Annotated in this window: 25 protein-coding genes; 7 read left to right on the forward strand and 18 right to left on the reverse strand. The window is 53.8% G+C overall.

Features of this window, described 5'->3' with window-relative positions; translation table 11 throughout:
- The first annotated feature begins 72 nt into the window (after window positions 1-72).
- The gene (locus tag WC600_04525; GenBank protein ID MFA4901992.1) at window positions 73-573 is read left to right on the forward strand and encodes a peptidylprolyl isomerase; all 501 of its coding nucleotides are present in this window, start codon (window positions 73-75) and stop codon (window positions 571-573) included.
- Between the two features lie 173 nt (window positions 574-746).
- Here WC600_04525 and WC600_04530 read toward each other — a convergent pair whose 3' ends face one another.
- Genes WC600_04530 through WC600_04540 form a run of 3 tightly spaced genes read right to left on the reverse strand, consistent with a single transcriptional unit; the run spans window position 747 to window position 2,134 of the window.
- Window positions 747-1,070, reverse strand: a complete 324-nt coding sequence (locus WC600_04530; GenBank protein ID MFA4901993.1) for a hypothetical protein — start codon at window positions 1,068-1,070, stop codon at window positions 747-749.
- Between the two features lie 45 nt (window positions 1,071-1,115).
- Window positions 1,116-1,700: a periplasmic heavy metal sensor gene (locus WC600_04535; GenBank protein MFA4901994.1), complete on the reverse strand. Its 585-nt coding sequence runs from the start codon at window positions 1,698-1,700 to the stop codon at window positions 1,116-1,118.
- Entirely contained in the window at window positions 1,697-2,134 is a 438-nt protein-coding gene (locus tag WC600_04540) for a zf-HC2 domain-containing protein (GenBank protein ID MFA4901995.1), read from the reverse strand. The genes WC600_04535 and WC600_04540 overlap by 4 nt, the downstream gene beginning before the upstream one ends.
- Window positions 2,135-2,920: 786 nt before the next feature.
- Here WC600_04540 and WC600_04545 point away from each other — a divergent pair.
- Together WC600_04545 and WC600_04550 are read left to right on the forward strand one after the other, a co-directional pair.
- Complete coding sequence (locus tag WC600_04545) at window positions 2,921-3,205, forward strand: ferritin family protein (protein MFA4901996.1); 285 nt, start codon at window positions 2,921-2,923, stop codon at window positions 3,203-3,205.
- A gap of 115 nt (window positions 3,206-3,320) precedes the next feature.
- Window positions 3,321-4,397, forward strand: a complete 1,077-nt coding sequence (locus WC600_04550) for an NAD(P)-dependent alcohol dehydrogenase (protein MFA4901997.1) — start codon at window positions 3,321-3,323, stop codon at window positions 4,395-4,397.
- A gap of 184 nt (window positions 4,398-4,581) precedes the next feature.
- Here the strand turns inward: WC600_04550 and WC600_04555 are convergent, their stop codons facing one another.
- The 14 genes from WC600_04555 to WC600_04620 form a co-directional block, all read right to left on the reverse strand.
- The gene (locus tag WC600_04555) at window positions 4,582-5,136 is read right to left on the reverse strand and encodes a sigma-70 family RNA polymerase sigma factor (GenBank protein MFA4901998.1); all 555 of its coding nucleotides are present in this window, start codon (window positions 5,134-5,136) and stop codon (window positions 4,582-4,584) included.
- The gene (locus tag WC600_04560; GenBank protein ID MFA4901999.1) at window positions 5,133-5,498 is read right to left on the reverse strand and encodes a hypothetical protein; all 366 of its coding nucleotides are present in this window, start codon (window positions 5,496-5,498) and stop codon (window positions 5,133-5,135) included. The genes WC600_04555 and WC600_04560 overlap by 4 nt, the downstream gene beginning before the upstream one ends.
- Window positions 5,499-5,733: 235 nt before the next feature.
- Window positions 5,734-6,138, reverse strand: a complete 405-nt coding sequence (locus WC600_04565) for a hypothetical protein (protein ID MFA4902000.1) — start codon at window positions 6,136-6,138, stop codon at window positions 5,734-5,736.
- A 69-nt stretch (window positions 6,139-6,207) separates the two neighbouring features.
- Window positions 6,208-8,646 carry a DNA topoisomerase (ATP-hydrolyzing) subunit B gene (gyrB, locus tag WC600_04570; protein ID MFA4902001.1) on the reverse strand — a complete coding sequence of 813 codons (2,439 nt, stop codon included), beginning with the start codon at window positions 8,644-8,646 and terminating at the stop codon, window positions 6,208-6,210.
- A 27-nt stretch (window positions 8,647-8,673) separates the two neighbouring features.
- The gene (locus tag WC600_04575; GenBank protein ID MFA4902002.1) at window positions 8,674-9,129 is read right to left on the reverse strand and encodes a CGGC domain-containing protein; all 456 of its coding nucleotides are present in this window, start codon (window positions 9,127-9,129) and stop codon (window positions 8,674-8,676) included.
- Window positions 9,130-9,197: 68 nt separating this feature from the next.
- Window positions 9,198-9,632 (reverse strand): hypothetical protein, encoded by a 435-nt coding sequence (locus tag WC600_04580; GenBank protein ID MFA4902003.1) that lies wholly within the window; start codon window positions 9,630-9,632, stop codon window positions 9,198-9,200.
- Window positions 9,633-9,680: 48 nt separating this feature from the next.
- On the reverse strand, window positions 9,681-10,019 hold the full coding sequence (locus WC600_04585; GenBank protein MFA4902004.1) for a DUF3795 domain-containing protein: 339 nt from the start codon (window positions 10,017-10,019) through the stop codon (window positions 9,681-9,683).
- A gap of 71 nt (window positions 10,020-10,090) precedes the next feature.
- Window positions 10,091-11,275 carry a DNA polymerase III subunit beta gene (locus tag WC600_04590; GenBank protein ID MFA4902005.1) on the reverse strand — a complete coding sequence of 395 codons (1,185 nt, stop codon included), beginning with the start codon at window positions 11,273-11,275 and terminating at the stop codon, window positions 10,091-10,093.
- A gap of 277 nt (window positions 11,276-11,552) precedes the next feature.
- Window positions 11,553-13,211 carry a dihydroxy-acid dehydratase gene (gene ilvD / locus WC600_04595; protein MFA4902006.1) on the reverse strand — a complete coding sequence of 553 codons (1,659 nt, stop codon included), beginning with the start codon at window positions 13,209-13,211 and terminating at the stop codon, window positions 11,553-11,555.
- A 12-nt stretch (window positions 13,212-13,223) separates the two neighbouring features.
- The gene (locus tag WC600_04600) at window positions 13,224-15,005 is read right to left on the reverse strand and encodes an Rne/Rng family ribonuclease (GenBank protein ID MFA4902007.1); all 1,782 of its coding nucleotides are present in this window, start codon (window positions 15,003-15,005) and stop codon (window positions 13,224-13,226) included.
- Window positions 15,002-16,381, reverse strand: a complete 1,380-nt coding sequence (locus tag WC600_04605) for a hypothetical protein (protein MFA4902008.1) — start codon at window positions 16,379-16,381, stop codon at window positions 15,002-15,004. The genes WC600_04600 and WC600_04605 overlap by 4 nt, the downstream gene beginning before the upstream one ends.
- A gap of 242 nt (window positions 16,382-16,623) precedes the next feature.
- A complete protein-coding gene (locus WC600_04610; GenBank protein ID MFA4902009.1) occupies window positions 16,624-17,472 on the reverse strand; it encodes a universal stress protein in 849 nt (282 codons plus the stop codon).
- Between the two features lie 71 nt (window positions 17,473-17,543).
- Entirely contained in the window at window positions 17,544-17,720 is a 177-nt protein-coding gene (locus WC600_04615; GenBank protein MFA4902010.1) for a hypothetical protein, read from the reverse strand.
- Window positions 17,721-17,781: 61 nt separating this feature from the next.
- A complete protein-coding gene (locus WC600_04620; GenBank protein MFA4902011.1) occupies window positions 17,782-18,006 on the reverse strand; it encodes a hypothetical protein in 225 nt (74 codons plus the stop codon).
- A 112-nt stretch (window positions 18,007-18,118) separates the two neighbouring features.
- On the opposite strand from WC600_04620, the gene WC600_04625 reads away from it, so the two are divergent.
- From WC600_04625 to WC600_04640, 4 genes are all read left to right on the forward strand, one after another.
- Window positions 18,119-18,598, forward strand: coding sequence for a MerR family transcriptional regulator (locus tag WC600_04625; protein MFA4902012.1), 480 nt, complete (start codon window positions 18,119-18,121; stop codon window positions 18,596-18,598).
- A 103-nt stretch (window positions 18,599-18,701) separates the two neighbouring features.
- Window positions 18,702-18,992: a hypothetical protein gene (locus WC600_04630; protein MFA4902013.1), complete on the forward strand. Its 291-nt coding sequence runs from the start codon at window positions 18,702-18,704 to the stop codon at window positions 18,990-18,992.
- Between the two features lie 72 nt (window positions 18,993-19,064).
- Window positions 19,065-19,733, forward strand: coding sequence for a hypothetical protein (locus WC600_04635; protein ID MFA4902014.1), 669 nt, complete (start codon window positions 19,065-19,067; stop codon window positions 19,731-19,733).
- 19 nt (window positions 19,734-19,752) lie between these two features.
- Window positions 19,753-20,871 carry a radical SAM protein gene (locus tag WC600_04640; GenBank protein ID MFA4902015.1) on the forward strand — a complete coding sequence of 373 codons (1,119 nt, stop codon included), beginning with the start codon at window positions 19,753-19,755 and terminating at the stop codon, window positions 20,869-20,871.
- Here WC600_04640 and WC600_04645 read toward each other — a convergent pair.
- Window positions 20,829-21,410: a DUF2284 domain-containing protein gene (locus WC600_04645; GenBank protein MFA4902016.1), complete on the reverse strand. Its 582-nt coding sequence runs from the start codon at window positions 21,408-21,410 to the stop codon at window positions 20,829-20,831. The two genes, WC600_04640 and WC600_04645, sit on opposite strands and share 43 nt — an antisense overlap.
- Window positions 21,411-21,542: the final 132 nt, after the last annotated feature.

The raw sequence follows: 21,542 nt of genomic DNA on the forward strand, positions 1-21,542 counted from the left end.
CGCTTCATTTACCATCAAGTCAATAACGCGGCAGGGAAAATTTATCTCTGCCCCAGACCATTAGGAGAAGTTATGAGCAAAGTTAAGAATGGCGATTTCGTCCAATTGCACTACACCGGCACTCTGGAAGACGGTTCGGTATTTGACAGCAGTGAAGGCCGCAACCCCCTGGAGTTTCAGGTGGGCGGCGGGGGGATCATCCAGGGCTTTAATGATGCGGTCATGGACATGGCCCTGGAGGAAGAAAAGAAAGTGGTTCTGAGCCCGGACCAGGCGTATGGCGATCCCAAGGAGGATCTCAAACGTGAGTTCCCCGCTACGATGTTGGAGGGCAATCCGGTTGAAGTGGGCCAGCAGCTGCGGTTTTCCAGCCCCCACGGCCCCGTGTCCGGCACGGTATTGAGCATTGAGCCCGATAAATTCACGGTGGACTTCAACCATCCTCTGGCAGGGCAGACGCTGCAGTTCATGATCAAAATCGTGGGCATCAGCGATGCCCCCACCCAGCAACAGGGCGGGTGCTCCTGCAGCACTCCTTCCTCCTGCTCCTCTGGCTGCGACTCCTGCGGCTAACTTAGCTGGACACAACATATAAGGGGATGGCGCGGGTTAGCCTAGCGCCATCCCTTTTTTATTGCGCCGCCAGGGGATAGGGGTTTAAGCCTGGGGAAGCAATTTAAAAACACCGCCTTCTCCGGGGGGATGGGAGAGAAGGCGGTGTTGCAGTTACAGCGTCAGGTTTGGGTTTATTGGGTAACGGGCGGAGGGCTGGGCTGGGTGTTGGGCTGATAGTTACGGCCGCCACCCCGATTACCCCGGCGCCCCATGTTGGCCTGGGGGTTATTGTTCCAGTTTCCCTGGGTATTCTGGTAGCCTTGGTTAATGGGGCACGTGCCGGAGCCCGCGCCATATCCCATGCCTTGGCCCTGGCCTTGCCCGCAGCCCCAGCCCTGGCCACCCTGCCCCTGTTGGCCTTTGCCGCGCATTTGCGCCATACCGGGCACCGCCCAGAGCATGACCATGGCCAAAGCCAGGACTATACCGATTGTCAACCACTTATTTTTTTTCATCTTAGCTCTCCTTTGCGTGATTCCGGGTTGGCATCACACCGTTATTTACTTTGGGCCTTCCCCGGGGGGCGGACCTCCCTGGGGAGGCGGACCCGGCCCCATGCCACGGCCCATGCCCTGCCTCATACCGGGACCTCGATGGCGCCCGAAGCCGGGACCCATGGGCCCACAGGCACCTTCCGGGCCGCATAAATGGGTCTGCACCTTGCTTAAGAACGCGGTCCGCTGTTGAGGATTCAGGGTTTTCCGGAAGGCCAACATAAACCGCACCATTTCTTCTTCCAGGCTGCCTTGCAGATTGCTGATTTCCTTCACTTTGGCCTGAATGGCGCTCATGGGAGTGGCTTCGTTCTGGATCAGGTTAAAGAGTTCCTGGCGCTTTTGGGCCAACTCCTGCTTGATTTCACCCACCTTGCGACGATGCTCGGGAAACAGGCCGTGCAGGGCCTGACGCTGGGAGCTATCCAGGTTGAGCTCACTCCACAGCGCGCGCAGGGGCAGCGGCGGGGTCGACTGAGCCAAAACATTCTGCTGCTGATCCTGGTGGCGCAGGTAGGCGAAGGTGCCGATGGTGCCCAAGTTCAGCGCCACAGAAAAAATCACCAGATATATGAGCCAGTCTCGTTTCACGGGAGGATGCCGTTGCCGTCGTCAGGTTGATAAGAAGCCACGATGGTGCCCAAAGAGCCCTGGGGATAATCTTGGAAGACCTCCAGGCTGGCCACTTCCGACGCCGTCCCGCTGGACGCCGCCGGATCATAAAAGCTCCGGGCCATGCCGCCGCCCAAGGCGACGCCCAGAACCAGGCAGGCGGCCAAGGCCACGGACTGCCACCACTGCCGGCGGCGGCGGGGCTGCATCTGAGCCAGGACTTTCTCGGCCAGGCCCGGAGGCACCGGCGCCGAAAGCTCGCCCAGAGCCGTCTCCAAGGCCGTCAACTGGCGCCACTCTCGCCGGCAGGCTGCGCACCTCGAAACATGGGCCGAAAGGAGGGCTTCGGTGGTTTCGTCCAACTCCGCGTCCAGCCAGGCGGATAATTGTTCTCGTACTTCTTGGCATTCCATGGCGTATCGTGTTCCTGAGGAAATTTATCCTTTAGTAATTAAAACACCATACCTGATAAAATCCGGCGCGGCAGCCATAATTTTTCTTGACAGGCAATAACGCTGGGGGCCGGGGGCGACCATCCCACTATAAGCCATTCCGCTAAGAATTGTTCATGATGAGAGAAAAAAATGGCTTTTAAACGGCCTTTAGTCCCTCAAAACAACCCCAATAATCGCCGGAAATGGCCGGACGCGGGACCAGTTGGGCAGAAAAAGTCGCATATGTGCCGGGCCATTGCGAGGTGCCCTCGCCCTATAACCGGCCTAAACCCGCGTGCTGGCGCGTTCCGGCCGACGCAGTGTCAGGGGTGTGCCGCGCCTGTCCCAGGGTTAAAATCCGGCTTTCGCAAAAATTAGCCATTAATATCAACAAATTAATGCTGGCCCGGCATCCCTGTCCCGGGACGCGGCACAGGGGGGGCGGCTTTCGCCTGCCCATTTTCCTCAGGTTGGCCAGCAGTGTGCCACTTTTATCTCGGCAGGGCATAGTGACAGCATAAACTCAAGACTGCGTGGGCATCCAGCAATGATGAGAAAGGTGACAGGCTTTTCCTTCAGCGTCTCTGCGGTTAATTTTTTTCACCGCAGAGGCGCAGAGAACGCAGAGGGGGCTTATGTTCAATCCTTAAGTGATTGCGTATATTATCAGGGCCTCTTTCCTTGACGCCGCTAGCGGCCATGATTATTTTTCCCCTAAACGCACCAGTGACGACCGCCCAGTCCTGGGGTCAAAGGAGGGAGTTCATGTTATCACAGATACCGGTGGATTTTAGCAAAGTCGCCAAAAATGATCTTGACAAGGAAATTCTCCGCGCAGCCATCATTGCTGAGCTTGATGCCATTAATCTTTACGATCAGATGGCGGCTCTGGCAACCGACAAGGACATTAAAAAGGTCCTGCTGGATATCGCCCGGGAGGAAAAGACCCACGTAGGGGAATTCCAGACGATGCTTTTGCGCCTGGACGCCGAACAGGTCAAGGAAATGGAGCACGCCAAAAAAGAGATCAAGGAGCTTACCGGGAAGTAGTACCACATGCGTTCAAAAAGCTATTTCAAGTAGTCACAGGTTGTAGCCTGCCCCTGCACAGGCGAGACGCCTGTGCCACCATTTTGAATGCGAATTGGTATAAGAAGGTTTCGAAGTGAAAATCCATGAAATTCGGGCAGCCGTTATCCGTGAACCCGGCTCATTACAGATCGAAGCGCTCGAAATGGAAGGGCCGCGGGAAGATGAAGTCCTGGTGCGTCTCAAAGCGACGGGCATTTGCCATACCGACATAGATTTATGCGATGATTGGCGCGGACCTCCCGCGGTGTTGGGCCATGAGGGCGCGGGCACCGTGACAGAGGTCGGCAAGAAGATAACGGGTGTCAAGCCCGGCGATCATGTCGTACTCTCCTATCAGTCTTGCGGCCAATGCCGAGCATGCCGAGACGGACACCCGGTGAATTGCGAGCACTTCTGGGAGGCGAACTTCGGTTTGGCGCGCCTGGACGGCAGCAATGCCTTGGAGCGCAGCGGCGTTAAGGGGCACTTCTTCGGCCAATCATCTTTTGCCACCCACGTCCTGGCGACTGAACGCAACCTCGTCAAAGTTCAAAAAGACCTGCCTCTTGACCTCCTGGCTCCGCTCGGCTGCGGCCTCCAGACCGGAGCCGGGACGGTGATGAATTCTTTGAATGTCCCTAAAGGGGCAAGTATTGCCATCTTCGGCACGGGAGCGGTAGGTTTGGCGGCAGTCATGGCGGCGCGCCTTGTTGGCGCGGACCCGATCATAGGGGTCGACATGAATGCGGCGCGGCTCAAGCTCGCTTTGGAGTTGGGCGCCACCCACGTAATCAACAGCCGGAATGAGGATGTCGCCTCTTGCATCAGGGAATATACCGGTGGTGGCGTTGATTACGTCCTGGAAATAACCGGCGCCTCAAACATGTACCACCTCGCCGTTGAGGTTTTGAAGGCTCGGGGCACCGTGGCGCTTATTGCCAGGCCGAACGGCTCAACTTCCTTGTCCGAGGGACGGAAAATCTTAAGCATAATCCAGGGGGATGCGGTGCCGCAGTATTTTATCCCTAAACTCATCGAGCTGTATCGGGCCGGGCTGTTTCCCTTTGACCGCCTGGTCAAGTTCTATGATTTCAGCGAGATCAACCGGGCCATGGCCGATGCCAGACAGGGCGACACGATCAAGCCTGTGCTGCGCATCAACGAGGAATAGGAAGGACTTGCAATGTCTGATGCTATGTTGAGCTTATAAGTGCAAAACGCAGGCTAAAGCCTGCGGCTACCAATTACTTGAATGCTTTTCGTACGAAGCCGCAAGCTTTATAGGCTGCGCCTGCACAGGCGAGACGCCTGTGCCACCATTTGAATGCGGATTGCTCTCAGCCAACCCCGCCAGCTTATAAATAATCCTGCAACGCCTTTTTCAAGAACTGCCTCGCCCGTTTAAGCAAGCCATCCACCGCCTGGGGACTGAGGCCCATTTCCTCGGCGATTTCCTGGTAGGACATCCCCGCAAAGCGTTTCAGGACCAGGGCCCGGCGCTGGTTTTCGGGCAGGGCGTTTAAGAGCTGCTCCAACTGGCGGCTTAAATCCTGCTCCTCCAAGGCTTGCAGGGGGTTGGCCCCGGCATCGGCCACCAGGGGTGCATCATCTCGGTCGAGGGACTCCTGGGGGTGGCGCTGGCGCAAGAGATTGAGGCAGTGGTTGGCGGTGATGCGGTGCAGCCAGGCGCTCACCGTGGCCTTGGGCTCAAAGCGGTGGGCATGCTCATAAACCTTGAGAAAGACCTCCTGGAGGGCGTCTTCAGCCTCCAGGGGATCTTTCAGCAGACGGTAGGCGACCTGGTAGAGACGGCTCTGATGGCGGCGAATGAGCTCCGCCAGGGCAGCCTGGTCTCCCCGGGCCACCCGCCGGAGCACGGCGTAATCCAGATCGGTGGGCTCGGCGGTCAAAACAGGGTGAGGAGGATGATATCGTCCTTCTTGCAGGCCCGGAGCTTTTCCATGTGGCGCAGAGGGGCGAACTCCCGCCGCAACCCCTCTTCATTCAGGCCCAGATGGGTGGCGGCTTCGGCCATAGGCACCTCGCCCCGTTCCTTCACCAGGTTAAAAAGCTTCTGTTGCGTTGGGGTCAAATCATGCCCACCGGGGACGTCCTTGAGGCTCTTGGCCGTGTGCACCGCCCAGGGGTCGCAGACCACGGTGGGGGTTAAGGCGTCCATGTAACAGTCCTCGCAGATTTCCTCCCCGCGAAATTCCTTAACCTCGCCGGCGTCCACCGCGGTACCGCACTTGGCGCATTGCTTATCCGACATACTGCCTCGCCTCCTATCATTTTAGACCCTGAAGAGCCTGAGGAGTTATGCTCGTTGCCAAAAATTTTTTCCTGCTCACCCTTCACCCTCACCCACAGGGGAGAGGAGGAAAAGGAAAGAACGTTTGGCAGGCGCTATAATCGACTCCCCATAGGCCCTGAAAAAAGGGGGCGGTGCAAACACCGCCCGCCCCCGAAAGAAGGGGTAAACCAGAGCCGATCAGCAGGCTAATCAACTATAATTCGTAACTCCCCTCCATCTCCAGGACAAATTCGCCATGCTTGTCAGAGGGCTTGACAACAAAAGTGCCGCTCCCTTTGAGGGTGCTCAACTTGCCGATGCCTTTGTAGACCTCCCATTTCCCCTTGGTCATGGCACCCTGTTTGTCTCCGTGGAAGCGGGAGTAAACTGCACCGTTCTGGTAGATAGTGGTGGCATAGCCGCTCATGGGGCCGTCGCCTTTGATGCGGTCATGAAAACCGACGCTGCGCCGGGAAACAAACTCGCCGGCCACGCCGGGGGTGTAATTAAGGGGCTCACCCTCCATTTCGGTGAGCATCAGGGTGTGGTCAGGGACATCGCCCACGGAAAGCAATTCCCGGCGGGTGACGTAAATCTTGAAGCTGGCTTTGCGTTGCATGGTGGTACCTCCTTGAAAAGGTGGTTGTATGGATGCAAGCCGTTGTCTCGCTCCTGATCACTCAAGATGTTAAATATCCAGTTCGTTCAATTCAAGTACGTTGTTCTGAATAAATTCCCGCCGGGGTTCAACTTTATCGCCCATGAGGACGTTGAATATATAGTCCGCCTCGCCAGCGTCGGCTATATTGACTTTCAAAAGAGTCCGGGTCTCGGGGTCCATGGTGGTTTCCCAGAGCTGCTCGGGATTCATCTCGCCCAGGCCTTTGAAGCGCTGGATCGTTATGCCTTTTTGCCCTTCCTCCAGGACGAAGGCTAACAACAGATCCAGGTCAACAAAATCCCAGGTCTTGTCCTTACTCTCCAGGTGGTGGGGCGGGGCCTTGAAGTCGGCCATGTCCTGGGAGTCCAGGCGCACCAGGGCTTGAAAGTCGCTGCTCCCCAATAGCTCCCAGTCAAGGCGGATTTCCACAGCGTCGCGCCCGTGGGTCGTCACGAGCAGCGCCCAGCAGGTGTGCTCCTCATCGAATTCCAGGCGTGCCGTTAACTTTTTCGTGGCGTTCAGGGCCTGCAGCACTGCTTGCAGCCCTTCTTCCTGGCGCAGGCTCTCTTTGGAGACCACACCATGGTCCAGGAGCAGGCGCACCACTTTTTTGGCCAGACCGCGTTTTTCGAAACGGTTCAAGTATTCCTGAAAGGCAATAACCTTTTCCAAGGCCTGGGACAGGGGGGCCCCTTCCAGGGTGCGCTGGGGGCCCAGGCGCAGGCGCTTCTTTTCGATGCCCCGCTGGAGCAGGTAGGTTTTGAACTCGCTGTCATCTTTGAGATAGGTTTTTTCATTGCCCCGGGTCAGGCGGTACAGGGGGGGCTGGGCGATGTAGAGGTAGCCACCCTCCACCAGGGGGGCCATCTGCCGGTAGAAAAAGGTGAGGAGGAGCGTGCGGATGTGAGCCCCGTCCACGTCAGCGTCCGTCATGATGATGACCTTATGGTAGCGCAGGTCATCCATGTTGACGACTTCCTGGGAGAGGTCGGAGCCCAGGGAAGAGATCAGGGTGCGAACCTCCGTGTTCTCCAGCATTTTCTCGAAGCGGGCCTTCTCGACGTTGATGATCTTGCCCTTCAAGGGCAGGATGGCCTGGAAGCGCCGGTCCCGGGCCTGTTTGGCGGAGCCGCCGGCGGAGTCGCCCTCCACCAGGTAAATCTCCCGGCGGGACGGGTCCCGTTCCTGGCAGTCGGCCAGCTTGCCCGGCAGGGTCATGTCTCCCAAAGCGCCTTTCTTGCGCACCAGGTCCCGGGCGCGGCGGGCCGCTTCCCGGGCCCGGGCAGCCTCCAGGAGCTTGGTAAGGATTTGCCTGGCCAGCGCAGGATTTTCCCCCATGAACGTCAACAGGTGCTCGTAGAGCATATTTTCCACCAGGCCTTTGACTTCGCTGTTGCCCAGCTTGGTCTTGGTCTGGCCCTCGAACTGGGGGTGGGGTAGCTTGACGCTGATCACCGCGATGAGCCCCTCCCGGATGTCCTCACCCTGGAGGTGGCCGTTCTTGAGATTCTTGGGCAGGTCGCTTGCGCCCATGTACTGATTGATGGCCCGGGTGAGCCCGGCTTTGAAGCCAGAAAGGTGCGAGCCGCCTTCCCGGGTGTTGATGTTGTTGGCAAAGGAGAAGATCTGCTCGTTGTACGTGTCGTTGTATTGGCAGGCGATCTCCATCTGGATGCCGCCCTTGGACCCGGTCAAATAAATCGGGTCCGGATGGATGGGGGTCTTGTTGCGGTTGAGATACTGGACGAAGGAGACGATGCCGCCTTCGTAGTGAAATTCGTTTTTGCGGCCCGAGAGCTCGTCCAGCAGATTAATGCGCACCCCGCCGTTGAGGAAGGAAAGCTCCCGGAGGCGCTGGGCTAAGATCTCGTAATTGAAATTGGTCTCGGTAAAAATTTGGGAATCAGGGAGGAAGGTCACCTTGGTGCCCCGGCGCTTGGTCTTGCCGGTGACGGTGAGCGGCGTGGCGGTTTTGCCCCGTTCGTAGCGCTGGTGATAAACCTGGCCGTCCCGGCGGATCTCGACCTCAAGGTATTCGGAGAGGGCGTTGACCACCGAAACCCCGACGCCGTGGAGGCCTCCGGAGACTTTGTAGGCGCCGGAATCGAATTTGCCGCCGGCGTGCAGGCGGGTCATAACCACTTCCACGGCAGGCAGATTTTCGCCTTCGTGTAAGTCCACGGGAATGCCCCGGCCGTTGTCTTCTACGGTGACGCTGTTGTCCGAATGGACGATGACCTTGATTTCGTCGCAATGCCCGCCCATGGCCTCGTCGATGGAGTTGTCCACCACCTCGTAGACCAGGTGGTGGAGGCCTTCAGGACCGGTATTGCCGATATACATGGACGGCCGTTCCCGTACGGGGTCCAGGCCCTTGAGGACCTGAATCTTTCCGGCGCCGTATTCCGAGTCGGGTGTGAGATTACTCTCAGCGTTACCTTCATACTCGTCTTCAGGACCAGCCAAATCGTTACTCCTTTTCTGGGTCAAGAATCACTTCCCGGGGATTTTCAGGGTGCCGCGAATCAGATCGTTCATGGTTTGGGGGGGCGTTAAGGTTTGGCAGAGCAATTCTTTGACGCCCTGGACAAAATGGTCGCGATCCGCCGGCCGATGGGTCCCCATCACTATATTTATATCAGGAAATTCACGTTTTATCAATGTCGTATAAGGTTTGATAAAGGGGCATAACGCCACCATACAGAATGACAGGTGCAGCGCATCTATATGGAACTCGGTCAAGGCTCGGACTCTTTTCAGGATTTTCTCGGGTGCGGCAAGTGTTGGACAACCGGCGCAATTAATGATGCCGATGAGATCCAACGGTTTATCTTTAGGGTAGGACTCGAAGAAACCTCGGCGTTTCCGCATATCACCCAGACATACTACGGAAGCACAGTTAGTATCTTGGGTACAATTAGAACAGGTAAGAATGCCGATGCGGGCCATAAGAACAGTTTCCAGTTTTTGGTTTCAGTCTATAGATTGTATTGTTACGCTACTATTGGAATAACAAACTACTTTTTGATACGCGGCACAACTTTAATTTCGAACCGCACTTCACCGTAACCGCCGCATTCGACGCCCACATCCAGGCATCGGACCTGATGCATGAAATGAAACTGGTTGGGGTCCAGGCCTTCGCTCAAGCGCTCGTTGATCAGGGCCACTGGCACCACCATTTGGGAAATGAGGTAAACGCAGAGTCGTGGAGGGCAAAATTTGGTGATGAAATTGCCATCTACATCCAGAATAAATTTATCGCCTTGCTTGTAGCCGGAGTTGCAGTGGCGGGCCTGGACCACTTCGGCGGCGATGGAATAGCGGGCCGCGGCCCGGCCCAGCCGTTCCATCTGCCGTATCCGGGGGTCGTCGGCCTGGAAATGTTTCAGGTCGGTATCGGTGTAACCGACCAGTTCTCCGAAACGCTTTAGAGCCTTGTTGTCTTCCAAAAGGTCCTCCTGAGCAAAGCCAGCCGCCGTTGGTGCGTGAGACGCACCCTACTTGGTTTTCAAGGCCTCAAAGGAGGCCTTAGCCTCCGGCGAAACCTCGTGCAACTTTAGAAGATTTTCACACGGCGATTCACAAAAGGCGCAGTTTTCCAAACCTTTGCCGAGGCAGCATTGCCTGATCTCGCATAGTTGGCAAAACCCGAGTTTCCTGCCCTCTGCACTCAGGCAACCGTCACAGTTAATTTCTTCCTTCCGCAAACGCAACCCAAACCCTGCAGCATAGAGGGCTGCAGCCTGTTCCCGGGCTTCGTCATCATTGTTTTGGGTGGCGATAAATGTGGGGCAGTGTGAACATACCAGCCCGCAATAAGCGATCATTTCAGGCATCTTGGGGTTCCTTTCCTGGTCCTTTATTAAGTAGGCGGGGGCATTACCCGCCAGTCGAAAACCGCCTTTTTCTACAAACTCATGGGCATAATGATGCTGAAGTAGTGGGGATCCGTCTGGTCCACCAGGCGGCAGGGGCGGTCCTTTTCGTTGACTTCAAGGATCACCATATCGCTGGCCATGGCGTTCAAGGGCTCCAGGAAATAGCGGGCGTTGAAGCCGATCTCCATGGGGAGCTGGTCGGGGTCGCCCTGCTCCATGAGCACGCCCACCACCTCCCGGCCTTCCCCTACCTCCGGGTTGTTGAAGGTGACTTCCAGGTGATCCGGCCTGATTTTCAGGATGACGCCTTTGAAGCGTTCGGTGGACAGAAGCGCAATGCGCCGGATGGTGTCCAACAGGAGCCGGCGGTTGATGGCGAAGCGATAGCCGAAGGACTCCGGGATGATACGGCGATAGTCGGGAAATTTTTTGTCCAGCAAGAGGCGAATGAAGAGGTAGCGGTCGTCGGCCTTTAACGCCAGGCTCTGCTTGCCCAGTCCCAAGGCGACATGCTCTTCTTCAGCCAGGAAACGGATCACTTCCGCCATGCCTTTCCGGGGGATGAGGATGCCTTTCTCGATGGCAAACTGCCCGGATTCCGCCAGGGGCCGTTCGATGAGAGTGAGGCGGTGGCCATCGGTAGAGATGAGGCGCAGCCAGTAATCCAGGTCAGGTTCGGCGCCTTCCTCCAAGGCCGGTTCCACCTCCACCCCGCCTTTGGGAAATCCCACCCGCTCCCAGAAGATGCTGGAGAGATGGTACTGCAGGTCGTCGGCGCTTACTGAAAAGATGGTCTTTTCGATCATGTCCTTGACCATGTGGCTCTCCACCTTGACCAACTCCTGATCGGTGATCTCAGGGACCGGAGGGAACTGGTCCGCGGGCAGGCCGTGAAGCTGGTAGCGGGCGTCACCTTCAGTGATCTTCAGGTTGGAATTTTCCGTGCCGGTAAGGTCCAACATCTCTCCGGGGAGCTCTTTAATCAGGTTAAAGAAATAGTGGGCCTGGACGGTAAGGGCGCCGTGCTCGATCACTTCCGCGGGATAGAAACCCCGAAAGCTGACCTCCAGATCAGTGGCGGAAATGACCACCCGATTTTCATCGGTCTGCAGGAGAAAATTAGCCAGGATAGGCATGGTGCCCCGGCGGTCCACCACTCCCAGGGTTCGTCCCACTCCCTTCAACAAGGTTTCCCGATCAATCTTCAGGCGCATATAGCTTTTCTCCTAAAAGATAGAAAAATTAACAACCGTAATAAGGCACCAACTTATGTTCATAATTAAGGTAATGCTTTAAATTTATTAATAATCTTATAAACAAAGAACCTTTCCTAACTTGGACTCCTGGCCGGGTTATGCGCGCTTTGAACCGGGATGACCCGGAGCTCTGTCGACAAGTAAATTTGTTAAGTTAGGTCGGCTATAAGGTTATGTCAACAAAGGCCCAGTTTTTTTCTGGTTCCCAAGTTCAACTTGGGAACCAGAAAAAAACTCATTTACACACCGCGCCCTGACTGCCGGAGCTTACCAGGCGGCTGTAGCGGGAAAGGTAACCGTGCTTGATCTTGGGTTCCGGGGGCTGCCAATTTTCCCGGCGGCGGGCCAGTTCGGCGTCGTCCACCAACAGGGTCAGGGTCTTCCCGGGGATATCGATCTTGATCCTATCGCCTTCTTTGACCAGGGCGATGGGGCCGCCCTCCGCGGCTTCGGGCGAGATATGGCCGATGGCCGCGCCCCGGGTGCCGCCGCTGAAACGGCCGTCGGTTAAGAGCGCCACTTCTTTATCCAGGCCCATACCGGCGATGGACGAAGTGGGGGTGAGCATCTCCCGCATACCGGGGCCGCCTTTGGGACCCTCATAGCGGATAACCACGATGTCTCCGGGTTTGATCTTGCCATCCAGGATAGCCCGGGTGGCCTCTTCTTCGGCCTCAAAGACCCGGGCGCTGCCTTCGTTCACCAACATCTTTTCATCCACCGCAGACTGTTTCACCACTCCGCCATCCGGGGCCAGATTACCTGTTAGGATGGCGATGCCGCCCTGGGCGTGGTAGGGCTTGCCCAAAGGCCGGATGACTTCAGGGTCGAGCACCGTGACCGCCGCCAGATTTTCGGCGACCGTCCGGCCAGTCACGGTTAAGGGCGCGCCGGAGGCCAGGCTACCGTCCATGAGGACCTTCATCACCGCCGGAACCCCGCCGGCCCGGTCCAGATCCTCCAGGTGGTGGTTGCCACCGGGGCTCATAGAGCAGAGGTGCGGGGTGCGGCTGGAGATTTTGTTGAATAGGTCCAGAGACAGGTCGATGCCGGCCTCCCGGGCGATGGCCGGGACGTGGAGCACGGTGTTGGTGGAGCAGCCCAGAGCCATGTCCACTGCCATAGCGTTAATAAAGGCCTCCTGGGTGGCGATGTCCCGTGGCAAGAGCTGCCGGTTGACCATGTCCATGATCTTCATGCCGGCTTCTTTGGCCAGGCGAATGCGGGCCGCATGCACTGCGGGGATGGTGCCGTTGCCGGGCAGGGCCAGCCCCAAGGCCTCGCTTAGACAGTTCATGGAGTTGGCGGTGAACATGCCGGCACAGGAGCCGCAGCCAGGGCAGGCGCACTCGGCGAGTTCCTTGAGGTCGTCTTCACAGATCTTACCGGCTTTGACCGCGCCGACGCCCTCAAAGACCGTGATCAGGTCTACCGCCTGACCCTTAAAGCGTCCGGCCAGCATGGGCCCGCCGGAAATCAGGATGGCAGGGATATTGAGCCTAAGGGCCGCCATGAGCATGCCGGGGATGATCTTGTCGCAGTTGGCCACCAGGATGAGGCCATCCACCGGGTGGGCTGTGGCCATGATCTCGATGGAATCGGCGATGATCTCCCGGGAGGGCAGGGAATATTTCATGCCGGCGTGGTGCATGGCCAGGCCGTCGCAGACGCCGATGACCCCGAACTCCAGGGGGGTGCCGCCATTCAGACGCACCCCGGCCTTGGCCGCCTGGGTAATCTTGTCCAGGTGAATGTGTCCGGGGATGAACTCGTTATAGGAATTGGCAACGCCGATAATGGGCTGATCAATTTCCCGGTCGGTTAACCCCATGGCCTTGAGGAGGGACCGGTGGGGGTATTTTTCCAGCCCCTGTTTCATCAAATTACTGCGCATGCACCTGCTCCTTTAAGATGACTCGGTCTCGTGAGGCTCGGGGTGGGGCACCAGGGTCTCTTGAGGCTGAGGCTCCTGAGGCGCCGGGGTCTCAGTGGTCTCGGCGGTTCCCAGCGCAGCCTGAGCAGTCTCCGGGGCTTCAGCCGCGGCCTTTTTGGAGGCCGCGGACCGGCGAGGGCCACGCCGCCGGGATGAAGAAGTCCTTCGGGCTCTAGCTGCGGGAGCCGCCTTGGCCTCGTCAACCGGTTTGGTTTCAGGAGCCGCTTTGGCTGCGGCCACCGGCTTGCTCTCAGGAACCGGTTTGGCCTCGGGCGCTTCACGCTTGAGGTATTCCAACTGGATATCTTCGGGCCCCAGGCCTACTTTCGGGGTGAGCGTAATCTTGAGATTGAAATGCTCTTCTAAGTCGAGGATTTCTTTACGTTTGTTATTCAGGAGAAAAGTACCCACTTCCAGGGGCACCGCCCCCCGGACCTCCTGGATGGGGTTTTGGGCCACCTGGGTGGAGATTTGCCGCAGGAGGCTTAAGCCCAGAGTATCCACCCGCTTAATATGGCCCTGGCCATGGCAGGTGGGACACTCGAGGTAGGCGCTGACCTCGGCGGTGGGCCGCAGGCGCTGGCGGGAGAGTTCCAGCAGACCAAACTTGGACAGGTGCCCCACGGTGACCCGGGCCTTGTCTTTTTTTAGGCTTTGCTTCAGGGCCTGCTCCACTTCTTTCTGATGCTTCTTATCCTTCAAATCAATGAAATCAATAACTACCAGGCCCCCCAGGTCCCGGAGGCGGAGCTGCCGGGCCACTTCATCGGCGGCCTCCAGGTTGGTCTTCAAGGCCGTATCTTCCAGTTCCTTGCCGCTGGTGCAGCGCCCGGAGTTGACATCGATGGAGACCAGGGCCTCGGTGGGATTGATAACGATGGAGCCGCCGGATTTCAAGGGCACGCGCTCCGAGTAGATGCGGTCGATCTGGTCTTCCAACTGGTACCGGGTAAAAATGGGGATATTGTCTTTGTAGAGTTTCAGGGCGTGCACGTGCCGGGGAGCCATCTCCATGATGAAGGTCCGCAGCGTCTGATAGACATCTTTGTTGTCCACCATGATGGTGGTGATATCCGGGGAAAAATAATCCCTGACGGTCCGGGTGATGAGGTCCAGGTCCCGGTGCAGCAGGCAGGGGGCAGCCTGGGTGGCCGCCGTCTGGTTGAGGGTCTCCCAGAGCTTCAGGAGATATTTCAAATCCTTGGCCAGGTCCAGGTTTTTGCTGGTTTCGCCGGCCGTGCGGATGATCAGGCCCATCTCCGGGGGCAGCCCCAATTTGTGGGCTAATTCTTTGAGGCGCTGGCGCTCCTCTTCTTTTTCGATCTTGCGGGAAACCCCCAGGTGGCTCTGATTCGGCAAGAGCACCAGGCGGCGCCCAGGAAGGGAGATGTAGGTGCTGAGGTAGGCGCCCTTGGTGGCGGACTCCTCTTTGTAGACCTGGACGATGAGCTCCTGGCCTTTGCGCAGCACCCGCTGAATCTTGGTTTTGGCTTTACTCTGGGGTTTTTCCTGGTAGCAGTCGGGGTGTACTTCGGACAGGGGCAAAAAACCGTGGCGCTCCCCTCCGTAGTTGACAAACGCGGCCTGGAGGCTGGGTTCGATATTAGCCACCACGCCCTTATAAATGTTGGCTTTGGTAGGTTCCCGGGAAGAAGACTCCAGGGCCAGCTCTTCCATTTGGCCTTCTTCGACGATGGCGACTCGGAACACCTCCGGGTCAGCGGCGTTGACAAACATCTTGCGAGGTGGGCTCATAAATCCCCCTGGCGGCATTGTTGGGCAAATTCTTTAAACCCGGGCTGACAGTCTTGGGCATACATGCGATTAACAGCCAAGGGCAGGGCCGCGGGACTTTTTAAATTACGGATGGGGCGCATCTCCTGGCGGCGAAAGAAGGCGGTCTGCACCAGAAAATTGATATCGCCCTGGACCGGTATGAAATAAAGGAAGCCGCCTTTGACGGAAATGGGCATGGGCAGGCCTTGGTCCCGGATACGGCCCCAGCACACCCACGGCTTGGGATAGTGATTGAAATTGCGGTTCAAGAATTTGATGTCCTGATTTTCGATGTCACCCAACTGAAAGCTTTCGATCATGACATTGCGCTCGAGTTCCGGATCCCAGGCCAGCATCCCGCCTTTTTGGGGTTTGAGGGGATTATTGGCCATCACTTCCATGACCATGTTGAATCCTTGTTCGCCCAGTTCCAGGGCCAACCCCAGGCCGGGGAAATCCAGAGATCCCGTCAAATAATCCAGGTCCTCGATATTATACGATATCTTATCGGCAAAACCGTGCAGCCAGTCGGACACTTCCTGTTGAGAATGAATCAGCCTGTCCCAAGGATGGCCCCCCACCAGAGAGAAAAGCTGGTGTTCCATGGTCTCCTGCACCACCATCTGGCCGTGGTTGTGGAGGCGGCGGGGAGAATTGACATCGTAGAAAAATTTTCCCCCATTGAGGTTGAGTCCGTGAAAACTCTCTTGCACCATGAAAAAGACCTGGGCGGGATTAAAGCCGAAAAAATGCCACAGGTAAAAATCTTTTTCGACGTGGGCCAACATTTCCTGGGAAACGATGATCAACAGATGCTGGCGCTGTAGGACCTCCCTAGGATTTTCCCCCTCTTGCCGGGCCAGGTTTTCCAGGTCGAAGGCGAGCTGGAGCATATGGCGGGCCCCCAGCGAGACGGGCAGAAGTTCGTTAAGGGAGCAGGTTAACTGAGCGGCCACTTGCTCCGGCGTAATAATCTGGCCGGCTTCCTGGCTCATGAGGTTGGCGATGCTCTCAATGGTAAGATCCTGGGAGAGGTCGAGGAAGTATTTGGAGCCCAACATCAGGCGGGTGCCTTCGCCTGCGGCGGCGTGTTCGAAGAGAATTTCGCCTTGGATCACCGCAGCCCGGGCCCGAGACAGGCGCTCCGAGCGGCCGTCATGCTCATCAAGCACGAGGATCTGCCGGGGTTCTGCAAGTCTTTCCAGGCGGGGATAATGGTTGATGTCTTTTTCCCGGGTGGCAATTTCGGCTATAGAGGAATAGCGGTGTAATCTTTCTTGAGCCAGGGCCACGCAGGAGTCGATATAAGGTTTGATGGTGCCGAGATCACGTGCGGCTTTGTTCGCTAAGGGCATGAAAGTCCTGTAATATTGAGAAGTTAAAACAAATTATTATCATGGGTTCACATGATTGTCAAGGAACAATACGTCTTCAGCCAGGGGAAAGAGGGGCTTAAGGGCAAGGGAACCTGTAAAAAAAATCGTTAAAATTGGGGTTCCCCAGCAAAGCTTGGAAACGAGTTCAGGGCGGACAACCAGGTCCGCCCTTCTAGAAGAAACCAAATTATACTCCACGACACGTTCCCAAGTGGACGGCCTTACATGTCGCTTTTATCCCGATAGACCAGTACGGGACGGGTGGAGAGGCGCACCAGGTTAAGGGCTTCGTCGCTGATCAGTTTCAAATACTTGGGCCGTTTGTGCCCGTAAGCTCCCAGCACCAGCAGGTCATAGCGTTCCACGGCCACGGCCTTGAGGATTTCATCCACAAAGTCGCCCTGGGCCAATTTCTTCGTGGGAGTGAAACCGTATTTCTTTAACGTGTCTTCCCCGGTGAGCAAACAGGACTCAGCGAATTCGGGGGTTTCACCCAACTCGGTTTCCTGGACATGCAAGATGGTGATATCCGGCTTGGTCTTGGCAAAGAGGGGGGCAATGAATTCCAGGGCTCCCTGGTCACACTGGGACCCCCGGTAGGCCACCAGAATTTTCTGGATGGGCCGGAAATTGCGCATGAGGAGCACCGGTTGCAGGGCATGGTGAAGAATCTTGGCATGCACCGTGCCCAACAAAAAGCCCCGGATGGAGGAGCGGCCTTGGGAGCCCAGCACGATCAGGTCATACATGCCTTCATTGGCGGTGTTGAGGATTTCGTCGGCGGGGTCGCCCACGGCCACCAGGGGCGCACAGGGAACTTTGCCTCCCAGGCAGATCTCGCAGGCCTGGAAAGTTTCCTCCACGGTTTTGTCCTCGTCGGCTGCGATGGACTTTTCCACATCCTTTCGGGTAGTGAAGGGGGCATAAGAGGTTTCCGCCACGGATTCTATGAGGTCGGGTTTGACATAGAGGGCGTCCACGTCGGCCTCGAAATGCTCCAAGAGATGACAGCAATAGCGCAGGGCCTGCTGCGACTCCTCACTTTTATCCACTGCGACCAGGATTTTCATGAATATCACCTCCCATGTTAATCAGCGTCCAGAAAAGTGATCAGTATCCGGATTATAGCCTCAAGTGTGGATTAACGCATCACTAAAACCGAAGCCTGGCATTTGTTCACAAAGCACCCGGCCCAATCCCGGGGAAAGAAGCGGTCCAGGAGGGATTTCTTGTCCATGAACAGGGTCAGGAGGTCGGCCTGCAATTCTTTGTCGATGAAGTTTTGAAAATCGGCGATCCCGGTCAAGCGGGTTGTCACCTTGACTGGCAGTCTTCATAGTAATCGCCGATCTCGATGAGCCGCCGGTACACGTATTTCTTCATGGCGCCTTCCTGAGACAGGCCGATCTCCAGCTGCGCCCCGTGCAGGGTGGCCTGACCATCTGGTTGATCATTTCCAGGGAGTCCTGGCTAATGTAACTCTGGTCCAGGCAGGCCAGGATGCGAATGGGCTGCTCTACTTGTACCAGAAGCACGAAGCTGTCGGCGTCATTCCAGGGGCTGGTCCTCAATGGGTTTGGCGGCAGGCCGTTATTTCGTCTCAATATTTTAAAAGATATTTCTGTATAGCCACCTATTTTGGTTGACAAATATATATTATTGTGCCTATGATTAATATCATAATTATATAATTTATGTTAATTTTAAACATTGGAAATGACAAGAATATCTAATAAAAATAGGGAGTTTACTACAAGTTATGTTGCAGAATTAACAAAGGTTTCTGCGCGGAGGCTTCGATGGTGGGATCAGCAGGGGTTGGTAAAGCCAGGAGCTTTTCCCGGACGGAAAATCAGGCAAAGACGGCGATATACACTTCAAGATATTATCTGTATATTAGTGGTAAAAAAGCTTAGAGATAACGGGATGAGCCTTCAGAAGATTAGGGAAGTCGTTGATAAGATAGAGGTAAACGGTATTACCCGCCCACTGGCAAAACTCAGGGTTGCATGTTTGGCCCATACGATAGTTGCAAAAATAGAGGGAAAATATTTAGAACCGCTCTCTGGCCAGTTGGTCATTGAGCAATGCTTGGAAGAAATTCGGCCTCAGTTGGAGCGTAGGCGTTTAGCCCCTGCCGAGAGGGCCGTGGAGCGAGCAAATATAGATTATGAAAAAAAGATTGCTGGTTTTTGATTTAGAGCGAAAACGTTATGTGAGTAGTTATTTAATTTTTTATACATTATTAGTTGTTATAAGTTAAAAATAAGAAATACCAATACAATGGTCATGTGGTAATATGGGCGAAAGAATAAATAGAAATTCTGGATTCATATTTCCGACAATTTTAATTGTGTGTTTTGTTGTTATTATTTATGTAATGCCTATATTTAATATACAATTAGATACAAAAATGACAGGATATTTATTAGCATCCTTGCTTTTAATTCTGGGATTATTTGGATTATGGCTTGATAATGTAAGCTTGTTTCAGCAGCAAGTCTTTAAATTGATAGTATGGACAGGCGTTTTCCTTCTTATCCTTACATTTTGCTTTTCAATAGCTATCGATATTATTGAAAAAGTTTAAAGACAAAAATAGTTTTTCAACAATTAAAGTAAATACTGATCGTTATAGCTTCCATTATAAGTTATTAATAAAATGAACGAGCAAATTAAAACTTTTTGGTCAACTGGGGATTTCAAATCTCGTATAGCTGATATCTTACCACCCGAAGAAAACTCAAAGGAATGGTTCCTTGCTAATAGAAAAGATAGATTTCAAGGTTCTTCGATAGAGCTTTCTCTTGGAGAAGAAGCTTTTATTAGCAGCAAGAAAGAATTGACAAAACTCAATGAGAAAGAAAACCATATAAAAATTTCTCCAGGCGATTTTGCAATATTGATTACAGAAGAATACATAAAAATTCCAACAGATTGTATGGGATTTATTTCGATAAGGTATAAATATAAGCTTTCAGGTCTAATAAACATTTCAGGATTCCATGTCGACCCAGGATTTGAAGGAAGACTAAAATTTTCAGTTTACAATGCGGGAACTGCTGATGTATTATTACGATATAAAGATCCAACCTTTATTCTTTTTATCACGTATACTACAAATAATGAAGTAGAGGCTTACACTAAAGGACGTGATCATTGGCAACAACAACATATTGATCCAAGAGAGATGATGCCACTTTTAGGGGCTGGAATCCCAATCCATCAAATAGAGCATAGAGTTAGGACGCTTGAAACAGCAATAAAGATTTATGGCGGGATTTTAGTTACAATATTAATAATCTTTTTAAAAAAAATGATAATCGGATGATTCTTCAAGGGAGGCTAAAATGGCAGACTTGAATGAATTATGTTTGGAAATAACTAACCGCTGCATTATGAATTGTCTGCATTGTTCCACGGCTTCTCCTGGCTCCGAAGAAAAAGTCGATGAACTTGCTTTAAAGGAAATTCAGTCGATTATCTCCGATTTTCATGCTCTCGGGGGAAAAATCCTCGAAATTTCCGGAGGGGAGCCCACCTTACACAAAAATCTTCTGGATATCGTAGCCATTGCCAAGAGTAAAGATCTTGAAACCAGGCTATATAGCTGTGGGGTTTCATATAAGGGGAGATGCAGACCTTTAAGTGTGGCACTTTTGAAGAAGCTGCGTAGCCAAGGGTTAGATAAGATTATTTTCAACCTACAGGGTGCCACAAGCGAGGTCCATGATCTAATAACAAGAAAGCCGGGTAGCTTCAACGCTCTTTGCAAAAGTATTATTTATGCGAAAAAATTAGGGTTTTGGGTCGGAGCCCATTTTGTGCCCATGCAGCCGAATGTAAGCTCATTTGAAGATGTATTAGAGCTCGCAAGTAAAATAGGTATTGATGAGGTTGCCCTTCTCAGATTTGTTCCCCAGGGGAGAGGAGAGATTAATAAAGGAAGGCTCAGACTTCCAAGTGATAAACTATGGGGCTTTTTAAAAATTGTTGCTCAATTAACGAATAAATATGGGGATGGGCTGAAAATCCGCGCAGGATGTCCCCTAGATTTCTTGGGTTTCATCGATGAGACAGTTAAACAATCCGCCTGCAAGGCTGGAAAATCGACTTGTAGTATAACGCCAAGCGGGGATGTGCTCCCTTGTCCGGGTTTTAAACACTTTCCGGAATTTGTAGCGGGGAACATTAAAAGTAAAAAGCTGAGCCTAATATGGAACACATCTGAGGTTTTTAAGCAATTTCAAACGATTGACCATCAAAATATTTCAATTTGTTCAGAATGTTCAAAGAGCGATATTTGTAAAGGGAGATGCCCCGCTCAGAGGGTTAGGCATCACGGGCATCTTGCGATAGGTCCAGACCCAGATTGTCCAAGGGTTTATATGGTTAAATTAGGACCGGAAATCGCACCATTTCGTGATCATTTTAATAGCGCCGATATATCGGAATTATTTATCGGTTGATTGCTCAATATAGATATAATCTTAGTCATATACGGGGGATGATAATCTTTATCCGCCCTATCCCACCAGTAAAGTTCAAAGCCTAAGAGCTTCTCTGCAACCTCAGAAACTATCACGCCAGTAGATTCTAAAGAAAACGTCCGGCGCAAAGGATAACGACATTTACACCCATTTTTTACTGCGCATCGTTGGTTTCCACAACCTCTACAAAATCCGGAAGATAAAAATAAACTTTTCTTATTATCGTTGATAATATTGGCAAATTTATTAGTAAATGGCGTTAGTAATGCTTCGATAAAGGACCATCTAACATAGTAATTCCCGGCCAATACTTTTGGAGGATAATTTTCTATTAAAAGCTTGGTATAAATTATATTAGCCAGTTTGAACTTTTTCCTTAAAAGGTTGAAGTCTGGAGAAAAGGGAGGGCAACCCCCATTCCTTCCATATAACTTACAACCAGCCCGGCAAGCATTTTCTGTCAAATCTTTATCAATAGGGATTTCATTGATGTCCTGAGAAGTCCATCCAATTTCCAAGGGATATGATCTTCCGCTGCCGGTTCTATGGATATAATGAAACTTTTCCATAACTTAATATATCAGTTTTAAAGACTCAGGTCTAATTGCGGGGGGTGCAGGTGTGGGATAGCGCGCTCGGCGTGGACTGGA

The sequence above is a fragment of the Desulfobaccales bacterium genome (genome assembly GCA_041648175.1).
Lineage (GTDB): Bacteria > Desulfobacterota > Desulfobaccia > Desulfobaccales > 0-14-0-80-60-11 > 0-14-0-80-60-11.